Origin of the sequence: Alkalicoccobacillus gibsonii, assembly GCF_016798245.1 — a bacterium.
Classification (GTDB): domain Bacteria; phylum Bacillota; class Bacilli; order Bacillales; family Bacillaceae_D; genus Alkalicoccobacillus; species Alkalicoccobacillus gibsonii.
Genome location: NZ_JAEUZA010000001.1, coordinates 683,340 through 706,637 on the forward strand (window position 1 = coordinate 683,340; position 23,298 = coordinate 706,637).

Below are 23,298 nucleotides of genomic sequence, written 5' to 3' on the forward strand. Positions count from 1 at the left end.
AAAACACTTTATAATTACACCTGTTAAAGACAGATGTCTTTATATAGAGGACTTGTCTTATACATATGGCAGATATTTTACAGCGAGAGTGGAGCAGACATGAAAAAATTCTTATTATCTTGGAACAAGCTTGGCTTAGTTAAACAAATAGTCATTGGTTTACTTGTAGGGATTGTTCTTGCATTAACCATCCCTGACATTGCATCTCCTATAAGCATCTTAGGAACATTATTTGTAGGAGTTCTAAAAGCAATTGCCCCAGTTCTAGTATTGTTTTTAGTTATTTCTTCTATTGCACAGCATCAAAAAAATAAAAAAACAAATATGAAATCAATTATCGTATTATATTTAGTTGGGACTTTCTCAGCAGCCGTAGTTGCCGTTCTTGCAAGTTTCTTGTTTCCGGTCAGTTTGGATTTAGTTGATAGTCCAGAAGGGTTTGTAGCGCCTGAGGGAATAGTTGACGTTTTACAAACCATCCTTTTAAGTATCGTTGATAATCCAATTAAGGCAGTTACGGAAGCAAATTTTATTGGAATTCTTGCTTGGGCTATCCTTTTTGGAATTGCATTTCGTCGTGCTGGTGATTCAACGAAAGCATTATTGCACGATACATCAAACGTTATGCTAAAAGTGGTTGAATGGATTATCCGTTTTGCCCCACTTGGGATTTTAGGATTAGTATTTGAATCCATTTCAGCAAATGGTCTTGGTTCGCTTCTTTCATATGGGAAGCTACTAGCCTTGTTACTAGGGTGTATGTTTATCGTTGCCCTAGTCGTTAATCCCTTATTCGTCTTTAGCTTCACAAGAAAAAACCCGTACCCTCTTGTTTTAACATGCTTAAGGGAAAGCGGAATAACAGCCTTCTTTACTCGTAGTTCAGCAGCCAACATTCCTGTAAACATGAAACTGAGTGAAAAGCTTGGACTGAACAAAGATACGTATTCAATAGCCATTCCGCTTGGAGCTACAATTAATATGGCGGGTGCGGCTGTGACCATCACGGTCTTAACGCTCGCAACCGTTCATTCATTAGACATACAAGTAAATCTGTTAACGGCACTCCTTTTATCCTTTATGGCGACAATAAGTGCATGTGGAGCATCAGGCGTCTCAGGCGGGTCCTTGTTGTTAATCCCACTTGCTGCGAGTTTATTTGGAATCCCATCTGATATTGCCATGCAGGTCGTGGGGATTGGGTTTATTATTGGAGTTGTTCAAGATTCAGCTGAAACAGCCTTAAATTCATCAACTGATGTGATGTTTACCGCTGCAGCTGAAGCAAGAGAGAAACGACTATCAGGTCATTAATTTCCTAAAAAAGCGAGAATCCTTCTTAAAGGAACTCGCTTTTTTAGATGATATGCCTGAAGGGTTAATGGGCTCCTTGTCAGCAAACCACTCAACCCGTATAATGAGGGAAGCTTGAGACATAAGGGAGTTAGAATAAATGAATAAAGTGAAATTACTAGCTACAGCTACAATGGGGCTAGAATCAATTGTTGCAAAAGAAGTGAAAGACTTAGGATATGAAGATGTTACTGTTGAAAATGGAAAAGTTACCTTTATGGCAGATATACAGGCAATTCCTCGTGCCAACCTATGGCTACGTACCTCTGACAGAGTAAAACTAGTTGTTGGAGAATTTAAAGCCTTTACGTTCGATGAATTATTTGAAAAAACAAAAGCACTGCCATGGGCTGACTTAATTCCTGCTAATGCAGAGTTCCCAGTCATTGGACGTTCCGTAAAGTCAACGCTATTTAGTGTTCCAGACTGTCAAGCGATTGTGAAAAAAGCAGTGGTTGAGAGCTTGAAATTAAAACACAATATAAGCTGGTTTGATGAGGATGGTCCGCTTTATCGAATTGAAGTAGCCTTACACAAAGATGTAGCGACACTTACGCTTGATACGAGTGGAGAGGGTCTCCATAAACGCGGCTACCGTTATTTTCATAACGAAGCACCTCTGAAAGAAACATTGGCAGCGGCTCTAATTAAATTGACAACCTGGAATCCAGATCGTCCATTTGCTGATCCATTTTGTGGGTCAGGCACGCTTCCAATTGAAGCAGCTATGATCGGGCAGAACTTAGCTCCAGGGTTTAATCGTGACTTTGCATCAGATGAATGGGATTGGATTGGTCGGGATCGTTGGGATCTTGCAAGACAAGAAGTAGAAGACTTAGCGAACTATGATCAAAAGCTCGACATCTTAGGATCTGACATTGATCACCGAAGCGTGGAGCTTGCTCAAAATAATTCTGCAGAAGCAGGATTTGCGGACCTCATCACGTTCAAACAAATGCAAGTACGTGACTTCAGCCATAAAGGTAGCTATGGAATTATTGTTGGTAATCCTCCTTATGGTGAGCGGATCGGGGAAAGAGATGAGGTTGAATTCATGTATAAGCAAATGGGTGAAGCCCTACGTAAACATGATACTTGGTCAGTCTACATGCTAACTTCAAACGAGCAGTTTGAGGAGTTATACGGGAAAAAAGCCTCTAAAAAGCGTAAATTATATAACGGTAATTTAAAAACAGATTACTATCAATACTTTGGACCGAGGCCACCGAGGAAAGAAAGATAAAGCCTAATATACCAAGGGTTTGAGAAATGTGAAGTAATCAGTGCTACTTATATCTGACTATTTCACTCTGAAGAACACATTATTTTTTAGATAATCTATTCACTTAACGAGTAGGTAAAACTAAAAAAGGATGTGTTCTTTTTTGTTGATCAAATATGCGATTAAAGAATTTCTGGATGATCGAAGCTTTAAGAATTTATCGTTTTATACCATCAAAATGTATAAACAAAACTTACTCCAATTTGAATTATTTTGCGTTTCCAACTTAGAGATCATCGACACTGAGCAAATAACAGCAAGGTCAATCAAACTATATTTGCTTTCTTTTAAAGAAAAAAACAGAAAGGTATCTACAATTAACAATAAAATTCGTTCAATTAAAGCCTTTTTCAACTATCTAAAAGACGAAGAGCTTATCAAATCATTGCCTTATGACCGTTTAAAGCAATCAAAAGAAATTACTAGGATTAGAGTGCCTACCGATGAAGAGGTCAAGAAATTAGTGGATTACTACGTGTACAAAGGATATCGAAACGGCGACTTTTTATCTTCACGTAATAGGCTATTAATACTTTTAGTTGTAGGTACTGGAATAAGGAGGAGAGAGTTAGTTGATATACGATGGTCTGATATTGATTTTCAAGCTAAATCTATTCAGATTTTCGGTAAGAAGCAGCAGATTGAGTCGGTTCCCATCGCAAACAAATTGGAGAAAGAATTAGCTGAGTATCGAATTTTTTGTGATTACAAGGAACTGAAATCAGAGTATCTGTTCAGTACTCTTGCTGGAAACAAGCTAAGTGACGAGGCAATAAGTTGTCTGTTCAAGAAGCTAAATAAAAAAATGGACTTTGACTACAGTCTTTCATGTCATAAGCTACGGCATTTCTTTTGCTATAAGCTAATCCGATCAGGGATGTCCACTTATAGTGTGCAAAAACTCATGAGACACACAAATATCGCAATGACAGAGCGGTATGGGCGTATGTGGGGAAATGATTTGGTTGAGGAAAATGAGAAGCATTCACCGTTGAATACTATTGATATATAAAGTTCTGTGAATATTAAATTCTAAATAAAAAAAGACGCACAATTCTATGCGGGAATTGTTCGCCTCTATCGAGTCGTTAAACTCTATACGTTAAGTTTAGTTTAATGCCATCTTGCTTAAAAATCAAGCACTATAACCTTTATTTGGTGATGCTATTTTTAAGTGATAGCAGGGCGAAGTGCGTCTTCTAATCAAAGGAGACAATTACAATGACTAAGCAAGCAATAACAATCATCTCATCTGTTGAGACTTTCAACAATCTTCAATCGTTCGAATCTGTACAAGCCCTTAACGAGTCCGTGAGAGCTTATTTGAGCGACTCTGCCATTAAGCCAACTAAATCATCAGTAGCTATCCTAAAGCTTCTACACAGGCATTCTTGTAAGTACTATGGTGTATCATTCTTGTCTAAGAATACCATAGCTACAAAGCTTGATATTAGTCGTATGACAGTGATCCGATGCTGCAAAAAATTAGAAGAATATGGAATAATAAAACAATACGAGATGAAGCGAAAGAGTGACATGCTACAGTCAAGCAATGCAATTGTAATTCAGCCTTTTGTTACACAAGAAGAGCCCAATTTAGAGCAAAAATGTGACTCCAATAAAACAACTTCTACTCTTAAAACAAATACAAAAGATTACGTAGAGGAACCGGCTCAACAGGAAATTACATTGGATGATCTTGATTCCACTTTCATTCCTGATGAGATAGTTCCAGAAGGCTTTAAAACGACAGTTAAACCATTTTTTTCTGCTACTGAAGCAATTCAACTTTGGAAAAGGGTAGAAGTAGCACACAGCAAATCAGCGCTATCAAATGCTCCTTGCAGCTATCTAAATTCAATTGTGAGAGCATTTAAAGAGACCGTATACCAAAGTAAGGTTAAGCGAGTGAAGTCCTTTTATGGTTACTTTTACAGGGTGGTACAAGCTTATCTGAGCGTTGAAAAGAGACGAGAAGTGAATAACCTTCCGAACTGGTTATATTGATCCAATCTCTTCAATTTTTATCGAGTTTGTCAATAATGGTGTGTTACCAAATCCAGTTATTGATTTATCTAGAGTAATATCTTTTAATTTCTTTTTTAATTCTTCAACATTTTCAACATCAAAGATATACTTAACATCTTCAAAATGCTTTTTCATCTTGAGCTTTGAGAAGAAAACAACTTGTTCTCTAGATTTCCACTCGAAAGCAGTTGTACGGGGGTACCAAACTGAATACATGTCATTATTAAAAAGTATCTTTGAAGCGTTATACAATAGTAAATCAGCTTCTATTAATTTTTTCTCGTTAGCTGGTCCTACTCTTTCCATAAGTAAGCTCGCCTGCAAAGAAATTTTATTAAGACTTAATTTTTGATTTCTATAATAAATACTATCGCAATGAAAATTAAATTGCGTAAAATTAAACTCTTTAGTTTCCCTTAAGAACTCAATGAAATAAATATTTCGTAAGAGTTCGCCAATTATTATGTAATTACGACTCTTAATTAAATGCATAATTGTATGAAGGAAAAGTTCATTGATAAAAAACTTGAAATGGTCAAACTGCAAAGGGCTTGTTGATTGATTGTTAACTATTTTTATATCTGTAAAAGTGCAAAGCCCCTCAAAAAAATCAATTATCACATCGCTTGATAATATACCAGCTTCTTCAACGCATTCAATAAATTTAATGAAATCATTTTTCAAAGGTGAAAGTTCATTAATTTTATCGATTATAATTTCATAGTTTGGGGAACTACTTAATTGTTCGTAGTTAATTTCGTACTCTTCCAAAGTAGAAAAATAATTATCTTTAAACTTTCTAATTAATCCAGGCATCCTGTTCGGAGTGCTGTATTTTGCTTTATCAATATTTCTTAAGGTCTCTTTAATCGGAAAATCGCTAACTTTTTGATCTGTTAAGAAACTTGGGAAACTTCCAAGTGCAGGTCGTTGATACATGGGAACTTCAAAAATGTCTCTGGTTAATAGCTCATACTCATCTTCAAAAGTTTCTTCGTTTGAAAGATCTCTATACATCCTTGAAGATATAAAAGTAGGTATTATTTCTCGTCCTTCTTCTGTTCTTTCGGCGAGTACAGGGATGAATTTAGTTGAATCAACTTGATTATAGATTTCTGAAGTTAATATCTGAGTTTCTGTTCCCACGCCACCTTGGCGACTATCGGCTTTTTCTTTATAACCTGAATCGCAAATTATTAACACTTTATCTACTTCTTCAGATTTGACCATGGACTCCATAAAGTGATATTTATCTTGTCCAGTCCTTAAATCCCACTTATCAAATCTCACTTTTATTCTACTGACTGAAACTAGCCTTGTAGCAAGTTGTAATACCCAATCCTCATGTTCTTTAGATGTCCAACTATAACTAATAAAAACTGTAGGCTCAACTAATTTTTGATTTTCCATATACAGTACCTCCAAACTATGTGATTTTATATTATTTCTTTAAACTAGCCTTATACTCTTTCCATAGATTATCAACTAAGACGTGAATGTAAATTTGCTGCTCTCTGAGCATTCTTGCAAACTTAGGATTATTTTTAATGTATCTGTTACAGAACATTTTTCTGCCACTAGGATTAGTCGATTCCTTAAATTCAGGATGATTTAAGATATCGTTCTTAATAGTGGTTAAATTTTTTGCCAAGCGTTTTTCTTTGTTTTCATGATAGATGTCTAATTCTACATCTGATAATTCAACAAATACATCGTCAGCATAATTCTTGACCAGTTCTTCTCCGAATGGATAAAATTCATTTTCTTCAAAGTAATTATCGAAATTTACGTGATAAAACATAAATCCATTATCTATAAAAAACATAGTTAGACTAGTAGCTCTACTGAAGTTAATTGTTTTTACCTGTTCTTTGTAGTTATTAATTTTTAGTTTAATAGCGTTATGAAGTTCAGGATCTTGATCTTCCATCAGATCCTCAATATGCTCATCATTTGCAACGTAATCATTTTTCTTTTCGTACTCGTATTTATAAAAAAGAATTTTCTTATCAATGTGAGCACTATAAGAAAAGAATTCTTCAATACTTTCAAATTCAATAGCTTTATTATCGTAAACGTTCGCATTAGCTTCGATACCTATGAATCCATTTTTCTCAATCCAACTCTTCAAGCTCTCTTCAGTCATTAAGCTCATTTAAAACGCTCCTCTTAAAATAACAGTTTTAATTCGTTATCATTACTATATATCAATATTTTAACAAAAAATTAAGTATAAGTATTATTAAATCCAAAAAAGACTTGCTAAACTTTCTCAGTTATTATATATTTGTAATACAATGTATTACAAATGGAGAAGGAGGGGTCTAATGATTGGTTTGGAGTACATAATTAAGACTTTTAATAAGTCATTTTCACAAGTCTCAAGTGAGCTTGAGTTATCTAGACAAACAATGAATTCATGGTTAAAAGGAAGGAGGAATATAAGTAAAAAGCATTTACCTAAACTTTCTGAGATGTTTAATCTTCCTGAAGAGTTCTTTCAAAAAGAGTTAACTCAGTCAGAGCGCTTAAGAGTCCAACAAGGATTTATACAACAAGAGGATGAGGGAGAAGAAGTACCTATCTTTAATGATGAAGGAAAGGAGTTAAATCAAACTCGAACATACTATCAAAATGAATATATGGTTAGGCAGCTTGAGCAAGAAATAAGAAGTCTAGAACGTAAAGAGTGGATAGCTAAACAGGTTGAACGGCTATTTAAAATAGAGAGTGATGAATATAATAACTCAACAGAGGATTTGAAACTTAATACTGATCTGAAGTTATTAATAAACACATTAGAGGTACTTGGCAAGGATAGAGGTAATAAACAGAGGTTTTTATTGAAATTACTTCTTCAAATATTTGTGCTTGATCAAGGTAAAGCTTCAGATGATTGGGATGTTATGGCAGACTTTTTTAATCCAAAAGAGTATTTAGGAGACTTGCCTGACTCGTTTGAGAAGGCGTTCATTAAACTTTTGTTCGATGAAGGCTTTATTACCAATGAAATATTGAATGATTATATTAAATAGTGTGGGTGAAAATAAGTGAGTTACTTTGCGCAATAAATATATTAGTCTCAAGTCGTTCTAGTAATAAAATTAAAATAAAGGTGGTTAGTATTTGATATATATGCCGATAGAGAGTATTGCTATTACTAAATTAGAAGGGGGACAAGAATTTAAGAACTATCCTGAGCTTTGCCGTTACATGGGTTGGTCGCAAAGTCGTTCGCCTACGACAAAAGAAGGCAGGCTAAAAGAACTTAGGCGATATTATGAATTAGATGAATCCGCACCAAGAGTAATTAAAGTGGTCGCTGTAAGAGACGATCCACTACCTAAAGTGGACAATAGAGGGAAATTTAAAGGCGATTACAGAGATTCTATATTTACACCTAATATACAAGCATCGTTAATCTATATGGCCACGTCTAGTAAAGAACCAGTGGTTAGGACATACAATCAACTTTTACAGGATCTAGGTATAGTTAATCTCAACTACAGTCAATGTAAGTTGAATCCTAGAGGCTTGGAGAAGGTGACTGACATTCCAAGAGAGGTCATAGATGATTTCCTTCAGAGTGTTAAGTCATTCAAGAAAACAATAAAGCGTGTACTTGATAACTTAAGCGATTCAAAAATCCTACGCTACGAAACAAAGATTAAAGTGATTTCTGATAGTAAGCATTCTGTTGCAACAGAGGAACAAGAAGAACAGGTAATACAATATCGTGAAAAGGTATTAGAAATATTTGATTGCAAGAACTTCCAAGAAGTGTTGAGGAAAGGTAAAGGAATGGAGTACGACAAGAAGCTCAAAGATTACTTTAAGCAGTACACAGATTTTACCTCGGCTTATGAGGCCTTAATGATTACTGGAAAAAGGTACAAGTTTCAAAGGTCGCAAGACTACCTATTTAATGAGTTTAGAAAGAGCGCAATTCAGAAAGAGAGCAAAGTTAAGCTTGAACATAACGCTATTGTACGCCAGTCAAAGACCAAAGCTGATTGGGGCAAGGAATACGACAACGAATACCGCACGAAAGAGAATTACATAGAACAAATTAATACCCTTATTGACTTACTAATTGATCCTCAAGCAGACGATATCCGTAAGCCGACGAAGGACGCTCAAGAACAAGAGACCAAATTGGACGATGAGTTATTGGAGTTGTTGGATACAGGCATGGATGAGTTATTCGGGTGAGAACAATGAAATGATAACAAATTAGCCCTTGTAAGTTTAAAAAGTGACGATTTTTTTACCAACACAATAAACATGTCACGAGGGTTGTTGTTGAGGTGGTTTTCCTCAATAACACACGCTCGGCACGTTGGTGATGGGGTGGTTTTCCCCATTGCCATAGGGCTAATTAACGGTGGCACATCTGAAAGTTAACAGTTTGTTATCTGTTGATTGGTCTCCAAAGGTAATAGTTAATATAAGGAACACATTGAAAAGATAACAAACTTAAATTGAGTAGCTTAAATTTTTCAGCTTTGACATGCAGCGTAGCGTAATGGAAGAAAAATTGCGCCAATAAACGCCGCTAGGCTTTATAGGCGGAGCATTTGACCTTAATCTTTAACGATATTAAAAATATAAAATAATGAGGAGTTGGTTTATTGAAAAGAGTCGCAAAGAAAGTTAGCTCAAGATCAGATTTGACTAAACAAATTTATATCTACAGCGTAGATACTTCTACTTTTTACAGTGATGATGAATTTGAAATGCATAAACTTAGTTTTAAGGAGAAAAAATCTTCTGAGTCAAAATCAAATTTTAGAGCAAAGCTTGATTCAGCTGACAATAAGCCTAGACAGTTAAGAAGTGAAAGTATTAATGAAAAGAATATTGTTTCTTTATTTGACAGTGTATTAACTAGAACATTAAAGCTTTCAGATAATGGAAAACCTAATGAAAGTCTAATTATAGTTAGAAGTTACTACAATTCAGTTTTAAAACAACTTATAACAAATGGCTTTATACATAACAATGAAAAATATATATACTACTCTTCCTCAGCAGGGCAGATACGCACAAAGAAAGCAGTATTCATAAAGAAGAAGCTATGGGATCGACACAAGGATGCCTTAATGTGCGGCTTAACAGTAGATTCTATAAACAAACAGGGTGGAGCAAATATTAATAAGTATTTAGCGTATAAGGCTCTGCAATTTTCTGCTAGTACCGAGTGGACTAACTTTGATATAGACAAAGCAATTGTTGTCGATGATTTGTCCACAGACTTTAATTGTAAGGTAGATTTTATAGATCGAGATACTTATGAAATAACTGAGAAAAAAGAAATGGCTATAAACATTGAGCATACTGATGGCGCAGGAATGATTTTACCTTCAGTTAGTAAGTACGCCTTCATGACAAGACTGCCTTGGATAAAAGGATTGTTAGTACCTTTTGACTTTAACAAATTTGCAAGAGAATGTGGAAATTATAAGATAAAAGATATATGGAATAAGGAATGGGATATCAAGCATGACAGAATAGAGATCGTCTTTACCAAATCACAATTCAAAATGTGGAAGTATTACGAGAGCTGGGAAGACTACAAGAATAAATTTAAAGAGTATAAGTCTGTAGCAGCTAAAATGAATGAAGAAGATACATACTTTAAAAAAGCAAATTTAGGATATCAAATGCTTCAAACTTTGACGAACATTACAGATGATGAAATCAAATCACTTTCGGAAAAAACTGTGGATCAAATTTACAGCTTGAAGACAAATAAAGAAACTATGCTTGAGGTTTTAGGAGCTACTGAGACTAATAAATACAAGACAAATTATCAACATGCTCTCTATACGTACAACGAACTTCTAAATGATGCTGATAGTAAAAACGTAATCAACAACAAGGCAAAAAAGCTAATTAATGAAGCCAAGTCAGGAAGGTTATTGATTGATGGTCATTATACTTATATCTCTCCAGATTTGTATGCTTTTTGTGAGTTTTTATTATTAGGTAAAAGTAAGCCAAGTGGTTTGCTGAAGAACGGGGAAGTATCTACTCGACTATTTGAAAAAAACGAGAACCTAGATGTTCTTCGTTCGCCACATTTATATAGGGAACATGCAATAAGACAAAATATCAGAAATGAAGAACTAGACAAATGGTTTATTACAAATTGTATATACACAAGCGTCCACGACCCTATAAGTAAAATGTTACAGTTTGATGTTGATGGAGATAAAGCCCTAGTCACTAATGATAAAACCTTAATTACAGTAGCAGAACGTAATATGGAGGGGATTGTTCCTCTTTATTATGAGATGGCAAAAGCTGATCCAGAAGTGCTTAACAATGAAAATATATATACAGGTCTAGAGAACGCTTTTAAAGCTAACATTGGTAGGATTAGCAATGATATAACAAAAGTTTGGAGTAGCGAAAACCCAAACTTAAAGGTTGTTAAGTGGTTATGTATGGAGGGGAATTTTGAAATTGATTACGCAAAGACTCTTTTTAAACCCAAAAGGCCAAAGCATGTTGATGAAATAATTAAAAGTTTTACTAAGTTAAAAGTTCCATATTTCTTCGTTTACGCTAAGGATAAAGAGAAAAGTAAGGTAGCTGATTTGAACAATTGTGTTGTAAACAGAATAGGTAACATTATTCCTTCTAAGAGTATTAATTTCAAACAGGTCGCTGGCGAGGTTAACTACAAGTATTTTATGAGCAGTACTATAGCTAACTACAAGAATAGAGAAGATATTACCACTTTATATAATAAACTCTGCAAACAAAAGAGCCAGTCAATTAAAGCTGGCATTGAATCAGAAGACAACGGTTGGAATAATAAGCTTTACGTATTTAATAAAATTAAAGAAGAGTTATTAGCTCTGGAGCCAAATGTAAACAAAGTGACTAATACACTTGTTGAACTGCTGTTTACTTCAAACTCTCGAAATAAAAGAATATTATGGGAGTGCTTTGGAGATGTAATGCTCAAAAACTTGTTAAATGAGTTCGTGGATAAGATAGTATGTCTCACATGCCAAAAGCGTGTGCCGAAGACAAATAATAGACAAAAGTATTGTTGCAAAGAGTGTTCAATAAAGAAGTAGTTAATTTAAGAAAGTCTGAAAAAGCCAGTAAAATAGGGCTTTTTCAGACTTTAATTTTTGCTTGATTTTATTGAAGTCCTAGAACTCTTGCAAGTAAAGGTCTTCAGAGTCTGAATTAAAATTGTGAAATGCGACTATAAGGAGGAAGTGAGGAACAAAGTACAAAATTAAAGGTAATTTTACTTCCTTCTTTTTAATTAAGTTATTAAACGATACCGTAATTATAAATTATCACAATTTGAGATGAAAAGCAATAACAATTGATACAGTTTGGTGGGATTCATCCTCCCATATTTCTAGCGTACTTAATTGTGGAGGGCTGCGGGTAGCTACCGTAGTCCTTTTTCATAAAATCGCTATTAATGATGAATTCGACCAAAGTGTATTAATCGAAAAGGTTAGTGCGCTAAAAATTAAAAGGATGATGTTTATTGACAAAGGCTAACAAAATCTTCACAACGGAATTATTTAAATTGCTTAAAGAGAAAGGAGAAATAACTCCTATACCAGGAATCGATGCAAAATCATACCTTGCTTGCACAAGATTAGGTAAAGTATATAGCCTAGCTTCTGAAAAATGGTTGGGGCTAGGTAGTGTCGGAGTTGGAGGAAAGGGTTATATTCTGGTGAGCCTTAAAGACAATGAGGGGAAAAAAGTTAAAATTTATGAACATGAAGCAATTCTCTCTAGTAGATTAGGTATTGAGAAAAAACTTTGGAGAAATGAAAAAGAACGCTATTTTCTTTATACAGAGCCAATGGAAATTGACCACTTAGACGGAGATGTAAAGAATAACTGTATTAGCAATCTTGAACTAGTCACTAGCGCTGAGAATAAGCGAAGAATTAAAGCACGAAAAGTAGCTAAAAGGTTATCACAAGAGGATAAGTACGACATTGTAGATGCGTTCTTAGAGTGGGAAGCTGGCAAGATGGACTTTTATAAGAATATGGGACAAGAGCTTGGATGTGACTTCAGAACAATTCAAAATGTAGTTATTGCATTCAACCGAGATATAGATGGAATAGAAATAGATGGAGAGCAAACACTTTAAGCGATAATAAATCGCCTTATATTACATAATTATACCTGTATAAAGTTCTGTATCTTTAGTCGCTTTTATAATTAAAAATATACTAAACCACTCCTTTTTGCTGTATAATTGAGTAAAAAGGAGTGGTTTTATGGTTACATTTGATAAGTACACTAATAATTGGGCGAGAGCGGTTTTCTACATAGCAGTACTCACATTAGGTGCAAGTGTTGTTTTTGCATTTGTTTGGGGAGTAGATAATAGATATTATATGGAATTTTATCCTGAAATTTTTTTCCCTACTTTGCTATCAGGGATAGTGTCCTTTATTCTTATGTCTGGTTTCGCTGAGATAATCGAAAATATATCACTTATTAAGCATAAACTTTACGGGGAAATTGTAGATGATAACTTGCAAAGTAATAAGGGTTTAGACTTAGATCAACGAATATTAAATAAAACTAGAAAAGAAGAAGCTTGAGTTGAAAGCACCCATATTGGGTGCTTTTTTGTTTTATAAAACTATTAGGAGAGTGGATGGATGAATAAGGAAACGTTGAGTGCATTAATTGAAGAGTTAAAAGAAAACTGTTTCGCAATGAGTGATGAAGATGAGGAAAAGGCAAAGAAGTTATTTAATGAATTTATTAAGGCTGTAGGAGCTTACATTTTACTTAGTAATAAAGTTGGATCAATGGTAAATAAGCTGGAAAGTAAACTTATAGATTACGAGCAGGATATAGATACATTGACTATGTTTGCAAATAATTATATTGACGAAATCGACGGATATCAAAAAATTCTATTAGGTTATGCAAACACCTTAGATAGATCTGAAAAGGATAAGCTTGTAGGCTATTTAAAGAATATTTACGGCAATGGGTACGTTGATAGTGATTTAACAAAGAAAATTATTAAAGTGCTAAATGGCGAAACGGAATTTAATCTTGTGGAGGATATTTATGTCTAAAATTACTATTAACGTATCCTACGACGAACATAGACAGCCAAATCATAAAAATATAACACGATTCTTTAGACAGTTATCTTACCAATTAAATCAAGAACGTTTGATGTGTCAGGACACACCTAAGAATGTAGTTTTAGTTAGTAGATTAACCGAAAAGAGTAATAAAGACCATATTAGTAATTACATAGAGAATTTGTATCGTCACCGAAGACTTCCTAAAAAGGATGCTAAATCAATGATTGCTTCAGCTCTTGAAGCTGTTAGGGGTACTTATACATCTAATTCTGCAAACCCTTTAAGCGAAAACACTACACATAAGAATCTAAGCCAAAGATGTCATGAGGAGTTGTTAAAATGCCACAAGTAACTTTGACATTAAAGGAATATAAAAATATAGAAAAAGGCGTATGTCAATTAGTTGAGTTTATATTCGATAAAAACGAAAAGATTAGAGATTTAAAAGAAGAAATTAAACAGCTTGAACGAGCAATTGGTATTGACCGAACAGAGAGATTTATATATGGACGATAATAATAAATCTTTTGATGAGGCTTTTGATCAAATAAGAAAAGCATTTGAAGTATATGCGAATCAAGCAAAAGAAGCTTGGTTTAATGTAAAGAAAGTTTTTGATAAAGCTCATCATGATGAAACCTTACATAAGCCAAATAACATGGCCGAGATTATAGAGCGGAAAAAGAAACAAGGTAAACAAAAGGAACAATTAAACCAGTATCTTAAAAAAGGAAAGTGGTGAATGATTGGTCTATGTTCTAGGGTATTTAATTATCGGAATGATTGTAGCTGCGTTTGATGCAAATAAAACATTTCATAGAATAATCAATGATAATGAATCACTAACTCGGGATGAAAAGATTATGATCTTTGATAGCAAAGTAAATGACCTATCTCAAGAGGCATTAGTTCAAACAGGATTTGCAATTATCTTTTCGTTGATCTTTGGTATTTTCGTTGTATTCTTCTATCCATTTCTAATTGCGATGAAACTGATAGTTAATGTTAGAAAAGCATTAAGAAAGAGAAAATAATATACAGCGATTATGCATGAAAAAGACAAATGGTACTAATTTACATCGTTGATGTACCAAGGGTCGGAACCAATCGTTAACTGGAATGTATTGGATATACATAGTAAGGAAGTGGGAGTTTGAAACTTTATAGAGCTTACTCAGGCTACATGGCTAACGCACCAATCAGTGTAATTGTTGTGGCGAAGAATGAAGAAGATGCATGGAGATTAGCAACAGGTAAATTTGAAGCAGAGAATAATAAGTATGGATCTGCAGACGTTGAGTTGCTATGTGACAACTTAAGGAAAGAATACGTTAGCGAACTTGATGAAGGATAAAATAAACATTAAATATAAATATTAACTCTATGTACTTATTGTTCTATCTGTAGTAAAATATAACTATAGAGAGGAGCTGGTAAGTATGTTGAGAGCATTGTTTAAAATGTTGCAGATTATAGGTGACGCAAAGAGTGTAAGTAATGGAACTTATCATAAGCGGTTGGCTAAGAGAGCAATAAGAAGACCAGTTAACAGAGGAATAAATAAAATGTTTAAGTAAAGATCATTCGTGAGTAATTGCGAGTGGTCTTTTTATTTGCATATTAATAGGAGGAATGCTAATGAACGATTTCGATAAGTTTGAAAAGGATTTTGACAAGACCTTTAAACGTACAACAGGTGTAGTAGTTGGAGTTATTATCTTTAACTGTTTGCTAGGAATAGGTGTGCTTGGTGGATTGGGTTTTGCTGGTTATAAGATCCTTCAATATTTTGGAGTGATGTAATTGAAAGAAATATTTAAGATATTAATCAGCTTAATCTTCCCTTTAATTAGCATTGGTCTTACAGTACTCACATCAATTGCAATTGATGGAGAGTTAAGTGTTTATGGAATAATAGGCTGTTGGTACATAACATTTGCTATGTTCCTGTACTTTGGTTTTTCATTCTTATTAAAAGATGAGAGTAAAGATGAGCAAGAAGCCTGAGTATAAAACAAGACAACAGAAACAAAAATTCTATAAGAGTTCAGCGTGGAGAGGAAACAAGAGTAGGAAAGGCGTAAGACAGTTGGCCTTGGAGAGAGATAACTACGAGTGCCAAGAGTGTAAACGAAATGGTCTTGTTCATGTTGATAGTAAGAAGATAGAAGGAGAACGTAAAAGTATTGAGTTAAACGTTCACCATTTAAAAGAAATATATACACATCCTGAATTAGCTTTAGAGTTGGATAACACGGAGACATTATGTTTAGACTGTCACAACATAATTCATGATCGAACAATGGATAAGCTTAGGAAGATTAAAGAAGAGCGAGAGAATAAACCTAAGACCAAGAAGAAAGTATGGGACGATGAGAGGTGGGATTGATATGGGTAATGAGAAGAGTTATTACAAGGGAACATTAGGAAGGGTAGCCGATCAAAAGGCACGAGAGTACGCAAGTGATATAGAGTTTAAGATGCGTGAAATAAAAGCACAGTTAGAAGAGATATCAAATGCTACGAAGAATCATTTAGGAGATGAATACATTGTAGTGGAAGAGTTGGTAGGTCTACTAGATTCAAGCGAATCAGATGAACTTAATATGGATAGATATAGGAAAGAGAAGTTACTTGAATATCAGATGTTAAGAGTGATGAGAGATACTAGTAGCCTATCTCTTATTAAAGCTTTCGGAGGCTGATAATAATAAAATATATCACACGATTAGGTAGAACATTAATTAATGATATTACAATTATAGTGGCGTACACATGGGAAATAATAAAGAAGGTAACGTGTCCAGTCGTAGATAAAGCAACAAATGTAGCAACACGGATATATTGCAAATTGTTTAATTTGTAGAAAATGCAAAATTGCTCAAACATTAAATTTGTAGGAAACATACCCCCCGTCAAAAGTTTTGGTGTTTCTCTATAGAGGGGAACCGGTGCAGGGGGTGTACTGTCAACTTTTTTGCGAAAAATCACTCACGTTAGGAGGTGTGGCCGTGGCAGTAAGTATTCCAAAGTTAAAAAAACACTTAATGAATCTAATTGATACAGATAATTTAACAGAAGTCGATAAAGTTGAACGCTATATAGACCTCGTACAATCCTTCCGCAAAATATCGAAAACCATATCTGATGAAGGTGAAACAGTAACCACTATAAATGCTTCACAATCTTTCACTAAAGCACACCCTCTAATTACTGAGCGCTCAAAAGTTAACGCCTCCCTGATTGCTCTTGAGAAAGCCTTCCAATTTAAACCCCAACCAACAGCTAATAACGCTAATACCTCTACTTATAAAGAGAGTGATCTAGTGTGATTAAACAAAAATACGTAGATGAATACATCAATCTCTATAGAACAGGCAAGGTTAAGTTTAATAAGGAACGTATAATGCTAATTGAATACCTCGAACGTGATGTATTAAGTCGAGATGATTTATATTTCAATGATGAAATGATTGAAAACTGTATCAAATTCGGTGAGAAATGGTACTTTCCTCTACAGCCTTTTCAAAAATTCCTCATAGCCTTTGTATTCCTACATTATAAAAACAATAATCGCAACTTCTATCGTAAATTCCTTTGGATGCTAGGTAGGGGTGGAGGTAAGAACGGCTTACTATCAGTGCTAATTCATTTCTTAATCTCAGAATTACATGGTATACCCAATTACCATGTATCAATCATTGCGAACAGTGAAGAACAAGCTAAAACCTCTCCCGACGAAGTTCATAATACGATAAAAAATAATGAAGTCCTCCAAAATGCTTTTAAGACAACCCTCACACAAACTATATCCAAGAAAACTAATTCTTATATTAAATATAGAACTTCGAATGGCGACACAAAAGACGGCCTTAGAGACGGAATGGTCGGATTTGATGAGGTTCACCGCTATGAAACTAATAAAGATGTAAGAGTGCATATCTCAGGTCTTGGTAAAAAACCGAATCCAAGAGAATTCTATATTGGAACAGATGGTTATGTGCGTGAAGGATTCCTAGACTCACTTAAAGACAAAGCTATGAAAGTATTAAAAGGAAAAGCTAGAGCCAATGCCATTTTTCCGTTTATGTGCAAATTGAATGAAGAGACTGAAATGGACGAACCTGAAAATTGGGAGCTTGCTAATCCTATGCTCTCGCTGCCTTTAAGTGAATATGCTCAAGGACTCTACGACACAATCTATGAAGAATACGAAGATTTAGAGGACGATCCAAGTAACAGACAAGAATTCCTAACTAAGCGTATGAATCTTCCTGTCGTTGATTTAGAGGTATCTGTAGCCAACGAAGAAGAAATTATGGCCACGAATCGAGAGCTTCCTAACTTAAAAGGAAGGGAAGCTATAGGTGCGATAGATTTCGCCTCCATACGCGACATGGCCAGCGTGGGCATGTTATTCCGTGATGCTGAAACTTATTACTTCATAACTCACGCTTTTATTCGTAAAGAGACTGCTGATAAATATTACGGATATTCCAGAAAATCCAATGATGTAAACAAGGAGAAATTTGCACCAATTAAAGAATGGGAAGAGCAAGGATTATTGACAGTTATAGACGAGCCTAGTATCAATCCTCAACACATTGTTGATTGGTTTACTGAAAAGTCAAAGGAATACTCCATTAAAAAGATTGTTGGAGATAACTTTAGACTTGAGAGTATAAAAAGACCGTTAGAGGATGTTGGTTTTGAAGTAGAGGTGATTAGAAGATCTAGTTCTGCTGGAAGTCTATTAGACACAAGGCTTTCAATTGGATTCGCACACAAGAACTTTGTATGGGGAGACAACCCATTGTTACGTTGGTGTACTCGTAACGTAAAAGTCAGAACAAAATCAGACGGAAACAGGGTCTATGAAAAGAAAGATCCATTTAGAAGAAAAACCGATAGCTTCCATTGCTTTATTCATGCCTTATGGAGAGCTGATGATTTAGCCGGTGTGAGCAGTGATTGGTTTGATGATATGGATTGGTAAAGGAGGTGAAAAATTGGGGTTATTTGATTGGATAAAAAAAGATAGTGAAATTGAGGATATTATTGACGATCCTGACCTATACGCAAGTCCCTCTCAAAAAGCATATTTAAAAAGATTAGCCATTGAAACTTGTATTGGTTTAATTGGTCGTACAATAAGTCAAGCAAATTTTGAAGTACATAAAAATGACAAGCTTTTAAAAAATGAAATGTACTATCGCTTCAATGTTAGACCTAATCGCAATGAATCAGCAGCTTTATTTTGGCAAAGAGTAGCTAGGAAACTGGTACATGAAAATGAGTGTTTGATTGTTTTTGGCGATAACAAAGAAATGCTTATTGCTGACACATTTACAAAAAAGGAGTTTGCAGTTTTTGATTATATTTTCTCTGATGTTGTAGTTAAGGATTTTGAATTTAAAAGAAACTTTGAAAACAATGAAGTCCTATATATCAAAAATTCAAATGCTAAACTTGCCGCTCTCATGGAGGAGCTTTTTGCTGATTATGGAGATTTATTTGGTAGGATGCTTGATTTCCAAAAATTCAAAAATCAGATTAGAGCAGTTGTAAATATTGAGAGCCTAGAGGGTACTCCTGAAGAAAAGCGTAAAAAAGTATCTAACCATATTAACAAGCTTTATAGCACCTTTAGAAAAAATGTCTTTGCTATTGCACCTCAACATAAGGGATATAACTATGTAGAAGAGCAACAATCAACAGGAACTAATATAAGCGTAGACGAGATCAACAAAGTGACTAATGGGTATTATACTCACCTAGCTAATGCTTTAGGAATACCTATGGGTTTGCTCAGAGGCGATATAGTAGATGTTGAAAAAATCACAAGGAATTATATGGTTTATTGTATTAAGCCTATCACTCGTAAAATCGCTGATGAAATTAACTACAAGATGATTGAGCAAGATGATTTTCTTAAAAATGGACACAGAGTCGAAATCAGAAATGTTTCTTATAGTACTATCTTTGATTTGGCTACAAGTATCGATAAGTTAATTGCTTCAAGTGCTTTCAACCCAGACGAGATAAGAGTGGAATTAGGCTATGAAGAAAGTGGAGATCCTGAAATGAAAAAGCACAGAATCACCAAGAATTATGAAACTGTTAATAGTAATTCAGATTCTACGAAGGGAGGTGAGTAAATGTCAAACGAGCTTAAAAAGCAAATCTTGAGCATGATGAGTAAGAAAACAGATATCCGTTTTGAGGTATCTGCCGAAAAAGAAAAAGAAGCAAAATTATATATTTATGGCCCCATTGGAAGCTATTTTAATGAGAATAATGGTGACGATGTAAGACGTAAGCTAGAGAATACTGACGCTGAAACAATTCATGTGCATATCAGTTCTCCCGGAGGTTCTGCCTTTGAAGGAGTAACTGTGATGAATCTTCTTAAGAATCATAAGGCAAAGGTTATCGTTCACATTGACGGAATGGCAGCAAGTGCAGCTAGTGTTATCGCTATGGCAGGTGATGAAATCCGTATGCCTGCAAATAGTATCATGATGATTCACCGAGCATCGACAATTGAATGGGGAAATGCTGCTAATTTTGAAAAGACGGCCAAGGACTTACGTAAGATTGATTCCGCATTAGCTGCATCTTATAAGAATCGTTTTGTTGGTGAAGAGGGTGAGCTTGAACAGTTATTAGATGAAGAAACATACCTAACTGCAGAGGAAGCTGTTGCATTTGGTTTAGCTGATATTATAAGCGAAGAAATTGAAGTACCTGAACTGGAGGATAATGAATCTGATGAGGGTGAAGGTGTATTTGAAAACTCTAAAGATAAATTGTTAGCGAAATATAACACAAATAAAACTATCGACAATAAAGAGATTAAGCCTGAGCAGGAAGAGAAACCGGCTCACAAAATGGCTAATCTTTTTTTAAATTGGTAAACAAAACAAACATTAAAGGAGAAATTTAAACTATGCCAAAAATTACATTTTCAAATCTTGAGGAAAAGAAAGTAGCATTTGCAGAAGCATATGCTGGTGATGATCAAGCACTACAAGCAAAAGCAATGACAGAAATGGTAGAGGCAATGTCGGCTCAAGCTACTAAAGAAGCCAATAACGCATTTAATGCACAAATGGCTGACCGAGCAGTATTACAGGGACGTGGACATAATATCCTAACTTCTGAGGAACGTGAATTTTTCAATGCTGCAATTGAAGAAGGTGGGTTCAAGTCTAAGACTACTCTTCCAGTAACTACTCAAGAGCGTATCTTCGAAGATCTAGTACAAGAGCATCCATTACTGTCTCAGTTAGGGTTGCAAAACCTCGGTGCGGTAACAGAATTTATTTATGGTGATCCTGAAGGTATGGCAGTATGGGGAGAACTATTCGGGGATATTCAAGGTCAGTTAAATGCAACGTTCCGCAAAGAGAAAATCGAACAGCTTAAATTGACTGCTTTCATCCCAATCTCTAACGATATGCTTAACTTGGGGCCTGAATGGATCGAACGTTATGTAACAGCAATGATTAAAGAAGCAATGGCTGTAGGTCTTGAACGTGGTATTGTGGCTGGTAATGGTAAGAATGAACCAATCGGCTTACTAAAAGATTTAGACGCACCAGTAGTCCAAGGTGAATATGCAGATAAGGAATCTGCTGGAACACTTACTTTTAAACCGGGTCGCACAACTATTAACGAGCTTAAAGGCGTAGTTGAGAAGCTATCTACTCGTCCGGGCAAAGACGGTAAAGATAAAGTACATAATGTATCAGGTAAAGTATTGATGATTGTAAACCCATTTGATAGCTTCGGCATTCAAGCAAATTCTACAATTCAAAACAGTGCTGGTCAGTATGTACAAAGCTTGCCTTTCAACCCGACTACTACTACGTCTGCGTTTGTACCAAAAGGTAAAGTAGCATTTGCGGTTAAAGATCGATACATCGGTGCAACAGGTGGAGTGATGTCTATTAATAAATACGATCAAACACTTGCTATGGAAGATGCTACTTTGTATATTGCTAGACAGTATGCAACTGGTAAGCCAGTGGACAATTATGCTGTACAAGTTTACGACCTTGACTTAGATGGTTCTGACCAAGAAACTACTCAACCTGAAGGTGCTTAATCATGCAATCCGTGACTGATGAAGTCTTGGAGCAATTTAAATCCTACATGAAAATTACACATGGCTCAGAGGATAATAGTCTAAAAAGGCTCTTATTCTCTAGTTATTTAAGGATTAAAGATTTGTGTGGTGATTTCAGCCTTGATGAAGAAGGGATAGGTAAAGATTTAGTTTTTGGTCGAGCAAGGTACATGTATAACGATGCGTTAGAGTATTTTGAGCCGAACTTCTTAACTTTAATTAATGGATTTGCTCTTTCTAATCTACCTGATGAGGTGATTAAAGATGAGGAAGTTTGAGTATAAACCTCCACGTCTCCATAGTGGCGAATTACGTACACCTATCGAGTTTTGGGGAAGCAAACCTAATCCGGGGCCTATGCCGGATAGTACTGAAACTAAGGTGTATAGCACATGGGCTAAGGTTGACCAAGTATGGTTGCGTGATCTAGAGACAGCTAAAGCAAATGGTACTTTATCAGATATCACAATCAGCATTCGAGACCCACAATCTAGCTTTATCCCCTCAAACCTCCATTTAATCTCCATTGATTCCCCTGAATACAAAGGGAAAAAGTACAACATTAAACAGGTTCAACCTGACCTCCAAAACAAACAATTCATTTCGATTATTGCACAGGTAAGTAAATAGTATGGCTAAAAGCAATGTAAGAGTAACTGGTCAAAAAGAATTGATTGCAGAGTTAGAGAGGCGCTATGGAAAAGTAGCCATCCAGAAAAAGATTGATGCTGCATTGATTAAGGGTGCCGAAGTATTTAAGAAAGAGCTAGAACGTGAGTTTACGTCTTGGCAAGACACAGGAGCATCCAAGCTTGAAATAACTATCTCTAAACCTATGGATTACGGTGGGAAGCGAACAGTTAGGATACATTGGAGAGGAGACAAGGGTCGTTATCGTATTATTCACTTGAATGAGTGGGGTACTGTTAAAAACCCTAATCCTAGAGGTAAGGGAGCAGTGGCTAGAGCAGAAAGAGCAGGGGCTAAAGCCTACATAAAAGTTATCGCACAAGAGTTAGGAAGATAGCTAATGAAAATGAAAATTTATGATGCTTTGAAAGCAGACCCTTTTATAGCTGACAAAGTTAAAAACGAAATTAAGTTTTATGAGTACCCTCCAACTGATGCTATGGAGGGTTTTTATATTGTCGTTGATCCATTAGACGTGCCGATTCCCGGAACATTTGCTGATAACAGGACTCTCACACGCAATTATCTGTACCAAATTGAAGTATGGGCTTTAGAGCCTGTAGATGATATAGCGGACAGGATTAGTGACGTGATGTGGGATCTTGGCTTCGGACAAAGAGGCGGTATTGATGAGTACGACAAAGACACAGCGATATTTAGACAAGCAAGAAGATACGAAGGAACGTTTTACAAATAAAAATTAA

30 protein-coding genes are annotated in these 23,298 nt (G+C 35.2%); 28 read left to right on the forward strand and 2 right to left on the reverse strand.

Annotated elements, in window-relative coordinates; all coding sequences use genetic code 11:
- The first annotated feature begins 99 nt into the window (after nt 1–99).
- From sstT to JNO66_RS03745, 4 genes are all read left to right on the forward strand, one after another.
- The gene (sstT, locus tag JNO66_RS03730; protein WP_203086851.1) at nt 100–1,314 is read left to right on the forward strand and encodes a serine/threonine transporter SstT; all 1,215 of its coding nucleotides are present in this window, start codon (nt 100–102) and stop codon (nt 1,312–1,314) included.
- A gap of 139 nt (nt 1,315–1,453) precedes the next feature.
- The gene (locus tag JNO66_RS03735; protein WP_203086852.1) at nt 1,454–2,596 is read left to right on the forward strand and encodes a THUMP domain-containing class I SAM-dependent RNA methyltransferase; all 1,143 of its coding nucleotides are present in this window, start codon (nt 1,454–1,456) and stop codon (nt 2,594–2,596) included.
- Between the two features lie 142 nt (nt 2,597–2,738).
- A complete protein-coding gene (locus JNO66_RS03740) occupies nt 2,739–3,647 on the forward strand; it encodes a tyrosine-type recombinase/integrase (RefSeq protein WP_203086853.1) in 909 nt (302 codons plus the stop codon).
- A 209-nt stretch (nt 3,648–3,856) separates the two neighbouring features.
- Nucleotides 3,857–4,642 (forward strand): winged helix-turn-helix domain-containing protein, encoded by a 786-nt coding sequence (locus tag JNO66_RS03745; RefSeq protein ID WP_203086854.1) that lies wholly within the window; start codon nt 3,857–3,859, stop codon nt 4,640–4,642.
- Here the strand turns inward: JNO66_RS03745 and JNO66_RS03750 are convergent.
- Nucleotides 4,634–6,073: an SEFIR domain-containing protein gene (locus JNO66_RS03750; protein WP_203086855.1), complete on the reverse strand. Its 1,440-nt coding sequence runs from the start codon at nt 6,071–6,073 to the stop codon at nt 4,634–4,636. The two genes, JNO66_RS03745 and JNO66_RS03750, sit on opposite strands and share 9 nt — an antisense overlap.
- 31 nt (nt 6,074–6,104) lie before the next feature.
- On the reverse strand, nt 6,105–6,818 hold the full coding sequence (locus tag JNO66_RS03755) for a hypothetical protein (RefSeq protein ID WP_203086856.1): 714 nt from the start codon (nt 6,816–6,818) through the stop codon (nt 6,105–6,107).
- Between the two features lie 172 nt (nt 6,819–6,990).
- Here JNO66_RS03755 and JNO66_RS03760 point away from each other — a divergent pair, with 172 nt between their 5' ends.
- The 24 genes from JNO66_RS03760 to JNO66_RS03875 all read left to right on the forward strand — a co-directional run bounded on the left by JNO66_RS03760 (nt 6,991) and on the right by JNO66_RS03875 (nt 23,291).
- Nucleotides 6,991–7,698, forward strand: coding sequence for a helix-turn-helix domain-containing protein (locus JNO66_RS03760; RefSeq protein ID WP_203086857.1), 708 nt, complete (start codon nt 6,991–6,993; stop codon nt 7,696–7,698).
- 100 nt (nt 7,699–7,798) lie between these two features.
- Entirely contained in the window at nt 7,799–8,875 is a 1,077-nt protein-coding gene (locus tag JNO66_RS03765; protein WP_210340758.1) for a hypothetical protein, read from the forward strand.
- A 419-nt stretch (nt 8,876–9,294) separates the two neighbouring features.
- Nucleotides 9,295–11,754 carry a hypothetical protein gene (locus JNO66_RS03770; protein WP_246483156.1) on the forward strand — a complete coding sequence of 820 codons (2,460 nt, stop codon included), beginning with the start codon at nt 9,295–9,297 and terminating at the stop codon, nt 11,752–11,754.
- A 431-nt stretch (nt 11,755–12,185) separates the two neighbouring features.
- Complete coding sequence (locus JNO66_RS03775; RefSeq protein ID WP_203086859.1) at nt 12,186–12,809, forward strand: HNH endonuclease; 624 nt, start codon at nt 12,186–12,188, stop codon at nt 12,807–12,809.
- A 130-nt stretch (nt 12,810–12,939) separates the two neighbouring features.
- On the forward strand, nt 12,940–13,269 hold the full coding sequence (locus JNO66_RS03780; RefSeq protein ID WP_203086860.1) for a hypothetical protein: 330 nt from the start codon (nt 12,940–12,942) through the stop codon (nt 13,267–13,269).
- Nucleotides 13,270–13,329: 60 nt separating this feature from the next.
- Entirely contained in the window at nt 13,330–13,758 is a 429-nt protein-coding gene (locus JNO66_RS03785) for a hypothetical protein (protein WP_203086861.1), read from the forward strand.
- Complete coding sequence (locus tag JNO66_RS03790; RefSeq protein WP_203086862.1) at nt 13,751–14,125, forward strand: hypothetical protein; 375 nt, start codon at nt 13,751–13,753, stop codon at nt 14,123–14,125. The genes JNO66_RS03785 and JNO66_RS03790 overlap by 8 nt, the downstream gene beginning before the upstream one ends.
- Nucleotides 14,113–14,289, forward strand: coding sequence for a hypothetical protein (locus tag JNO66_RS03795; protein ID WP_203086863.1), 177 nt, complete (start codon nt 14,113–14,115; stop codon nt 14,287–14,289). The genes JNO66_RS03790 and JNO66_RS03795 overlap by 13 nt, the downstream gene beginning before the upstream one ends.
- The gene (locus tag JNO66_RS03800) at nt 14,279–14,515 is read left to right on the forward strand and encodes a hypothetical protein (RefSeq protein ID WP_203086864.1); all 237 of its coding nucleotides are present in this window, start codon (nt 14,279–14,281) and stop codon (nt 14,513–14,515) included. The genes JNO66_RS03795 and JNO66_RS03800 overlap by 11 nt, the downstream gene beginning before the upstream one ends.
- A 4-nt stretch (nt 14,516–14,519) precedes the next feature.
- Nucleotides 14,520–14,807 (forward strand): hypothetical protein, encoded by a 288-nt coding sequence (locus tag JNO66_RS03805; protein ID WP_203086865.1) that lies wholly within the window; start codon nt 14,520–14,522, stop codon nt 14,805–14,807.
- Nucleotides 14,808–14,956: 149 nt separating this feature from the next.
- The gene (locus JNO66_RS03810) at nt 14,957–15,127 is read left to right on the forward strand and encodes a hypothetical protein (RefSeq protein WP_210340759.1); all 171 of its coding nucleotides are present in this window, start codon (nt 14,957–14,959) and stop codon (nt 15,125–15,127) included.
- A 284-nt stretch (nt 15,128–15,411) separates the two neighbouring features.
- Nucleotides 15,412–15,576, forward strand: a complete 165-nt coding sequence (locus JNO66_RS03815) for a hypothetical protein (RefSeq protein ID WP_203086867.1) — start codon at nt 15,412–15,414, stop codon at nt 15,574–15,576.
- Nucleotides 15,577–15,780: a hypothetical protein gene (locus tag JNO66_RS03820; protein ID WP_203086868.1), complete on the forward strand. Its 204-nt coding sequence runs from the start codon at nt 15,577–15,579 to the stop codon at nt 15,778–15,780.
- Entirely contained in the window at nt 15,764–16,162 is a 399-nt protein-coding gene (locus JNO66_RS03825; RefSeq protein ID WP_203086869.1) for an HNH endonuclease, read from the forward strand. The genes JNO66_RS03820 and JNO66_RS03825 overlap by 17 nt, the downstream gene beginning before the upstream one ends.
- 1 nt (nt 16,163) lies before the next feature.
- Nucleotides 16,164–16,478, forward strand: a complete 315-nt coding sequence (locus tag JNO66_RS03830) for a hypothetical protein (protein WP_203086870.1) — start codon at nt 16,164–16,166, stop codon at nt 16,476–16,478.
- Nucleotides 16,479–16,784: 306 nt separating this feature from the next.
- A complete protein-coding gene (locus JNO66_RS03835) occupies nt 16,785–17,105 on the forward strand; it encodes a P27 family phage terminase small subunit (RefSeq protein ID WP_203086871.1) in 321 nt (106 codons plus the stop codon).
- Nucleotides 17,102–18,769 (forward strand): terminase TerL endonuclease subunit, encoded by a 1,668-nt coding sequence (locus JNO66_RS03840; protein WP_203086872.1) that lies wholly within the window; start codon nt 17,102–17,104, stop codon nt 18,767–18,769. Before JNO66_RS03835 ends, JNO66_RS03840 begins: the two co-directional genes overlap by 4 nt.
- Nucleotides 18,753–19,931, forward strand: a complete 1,179-nt coding sequence (locus JNO66_RS03845) for a phage portal protein (protein WP_203087494.1) — start codon at nt 18,753–18,755, stop codon at nt 19,929–19,931. The genes JNO66_RS03840 and JNO66_RS03845 overlap by 17 nt, the downstream gene beginning before the upstream one ends.
- Nucleotides 19,932–20,690 carry a head maturation protease, ClpP-related gene (locus JNO66_RS03850; protein WP_203086873.1) on the forward strand — a complete coding sequence of 253 codons (759 nt, stop codon included), beginning with the start codon at nt 19,932–19,934 and terminating at the stop codon, nt 20,688–20,690.
- 32 nt (nt 20,691–20,722) lie between these two features.
- Nucleotides 20,723–21,883, forward strand: coding sequence for a phage major capsid protein (locus tag JNO66_RS03855; RefSeq protein ID WP_203086874.1), 1,161 nt, complete (start codon nt 20,723–20,725; stop codon nt 21,881–21,883).
- A gap of 11 nt (nt 21,884–21,894) precedes the next feature.
- Nucleotides 21,895–22,182, forward strand: coding sequence for a phage gp6-like head-tail connector protein (locus JNO66_RS03860; protein ID WP_210340760.1), 288 nt, complete (start codon nt 21,895–21,897; stop codon nt 22,180–22,182).
- Nucleotides 22,169–22,534, forward strand: coding sequence for a phage head completion protein (locus JNO66_RS03865; protein WP_203086876.1), 366 nt, complete (start codon nt 22,169–22,171; stop codon nt 22,532–22,534). Before JNO66_RS03860 ends, JNO66_RS03865 begins: the two co-directional genes overlap by 14 nt.
- A 1-nt stretch (nt 22,535) precedes the next feature.
- Nucleotides 22,536–22,931, forward strand: a complete 396-nt coding sequence (locus JNO66_RS03870; protein ID WP_203086877.1) for an HK97-gp10 family putative phage morphogenesis protein — start codon at nt 22,536–22,538, stop codon at nt 22,929–22,931.
- Between the two features lie 3 nt (nt 22,932–22,934).
- On the forward strand, nt 22,935–23,291 hold the full coding sequence (locus tag JNO66_RS03875; protein ID WP_203086878.1) for a hypothetical protein: 357 nt from the start codon (nt 22,935–22,937) through the stop codon (nt 23,289–23,291).
- Nucleotides 23,292–23,298: the final 7 nt, after the last annotated feature.

Coding starts and splice junctions, on each gene's coding strand:
- JNO66_RS03750 (WP_203086855.1), bottom strand. CDS start 6,073: ATGGAAAATCAAAAATTAGTTGAGCCTACAGTTTTTATTAGTTATAGT.
- JNO66_RS03865 (WP_203086876.1), top strand. CDS start 22,169: ATGAGGAAGTTTGAGTATAAACCTCCACGTCTCCATAGTGGCGAATTA.
- JNO66_RS03755 (WP_203086856.1), bottom strand. CDS start 6,818: ATGAGCTTAATGACTGAAGAGAGCTTGAAGAGTTGGATTGAGAAAAAT.
- JNO66_RS03785 (WP_203086861.1), top strand. CDS start 13,330: ATGAATAAGGAAACGTTGAGTGCATTAATTGAAGAGTTAAAAGAAAAC.
- JNO66_RS03875 (WP_203086878.1), top strand. CDS start 22,935: ATGAAAATGAAAATTTATGATGCTTTGAAAGCAGACCCTTTTATAGCT.
- JNO66_RS03830 (WP_203086870.1), top strand. CDS start 16,164: ATGGGTAATGAGAAGAGTTATTACAAGGGAACATTAGGAAGGGTAGCC.
- sstT (WP_203086851.1), top strand. CDS start 100: ATGAAAAAATTCTTATTATCTTGGAACAAGCTTGGCTTAGTTAAACAA.
- JNO66_RS03735 (WP_203086852.1), top strand. CDS start 1,454: ATGAATAAAGTGAAATTACTAGCTACAGCTACAATGGGGCTAGAATCA.
- JNO66_RS03845 (WP_203087494.1), top strand. CDS start 18,753: ATGATATGGATTGGTAAAGGAGGTGAAAAATTGGGGTTATTTGATTGG.
- JNO66_RS03870 (WP_203086877.1), top strand. CDS start 22,536: ATGGCTAAAAGCAATGTAAGAGTAACTGGTCAAAAAGAATTGATTGCA.
- JNO66_RS03810 (WP_210340759.1), top strand. CDS start 14,957: ATGGCTAACGCACCAATCAGTGTAATTGTTGTGGCGAAGAATGAAGAA.
- JNO66_RS03765 (WP_210340758.1), top strand. CDS start 7,799: ATGCCGATAGAGAGTATTGCTATTACTAAATTAGAAGGGGGACAAGAA.
- JNO66_RS03780 (WP_203086860.1), top strand. CDS start 12,940: ATGGTTACATTTGATAAGTACACTAATAATTGGGCGAGAGCGGTTTTC.
- JNO66_RS03790 (WP_203086862.1), top strand. CDS start 13,751: ATGTCTAAAATTACTATTAACGTATCCTACGACGAACATAGACAGCCA.
- JNO66_RS03855 (WP_203086874.1), top strand. CDS start 20,723: ATGCCAAAAATTACATTTTCAAATCTTGAGGAAAAGAAAGTAGCATTT.
- JNO66_RS03825 (WP_203086869.1), top strand. CDS start 15,764: ATGAGCAAGAAGCCTGAGTATAAAACAAGACAACAGAAACAAAAATTC.
- JNO66_RS03850 (WP_203086873.1), top strand. CDS start 19,932: ATGTCAAACGAGCTTAAAAAGCAAATCTTGAGCATGATGAGTAAGAAA.
- JNO66_RS03795 (WP_203086863.1), top strand. CDS start 14,113: ATGCCACAAGTAACTTTGACATTAAAGGAATATAAAAATATAGAAAAA.
- JNO66_RS03800 (WP_203086864.1), top strand. CDS start 14,279: ATGGACGATAATAATAAATCTTTTGATGAGGCTTTTGATCAAATAAGA.
- JNO66_RS03745 (WP_203086854.1), top strand. CDS start 3,857: ATGACTAAGCAAGCAATAACAATCATCTCATCTGTTGAGACTTTCAAC.
- JNO66_RS03815 (WP_203086867.1), top strand. CDS start 15,412: ATGAACGATTTCGATAAGTTTGAAAAGGATTTTGACAAGACCTTTAAA.
- JNO66_RS03760 (WP_203086857.1), top strand. CDS start 6,991: ATGATTGGTTTGGAGTACATAATTAAGACTTTTAATAAGTCATTTTCA.